The sequence below is a fragment of the Neisseria sp. P0001.S005 genome (assembly GCF_051963715.1).
Window position 1 is genome coordinate 1 of record NZ_JBQCTZ010000693.1, and the last position, 400, is coordinate 400.

Below are 400 nucleotides of genomic sequence, written 5' to 3' on the forward strand. Positions count from 1 at the left end.
CCGTCTGAAAACAGTTTTTGCTTGGTCAAACTGTTTTCAGACGGCCTTGGCTGTTTACCGTTTTACACTTAAGAACGGCGGCCGATCATGCGGTATAAAACGTCGTGGCCTTGAAGGCGGTGGACGACGACCATGGCGATGTGGCCGGCGACAAGTGCGAAGAGCAGCCAGCCGAGTTTGCCGTGTGCCATATTGCCGAGGTTGGACATCCATTCAATTTTTTCAGGCGAACCCTGCATCACTTCGACACCGAATACTTTCAAAGGGCCGCGGCCGCCGCCGTATTGGCGGATCATGCCGATAACGGGAACGGCGAGCATGAAGACGTAAAGGGCAAGGTGGCCTGCTTTGGCGGCAAAGCTGTCGGCGGCAGGACGTTTGGACGCATTGAGCAAAGCCC

The 400-nt window shown here is 55.8% G+C and carries 1 protein-coding gene; it reads right to left on the reverse strand.

The features are described from left to right. Positions 1–68: 68 nt before the first annotated feature. Positions 69–400: cytochrome b (locus tag ACTHSP_RS22415; protein WP_440347061.1), on the reverse strand; the 332-nt coding region annotated here is incomplete at its 5' end.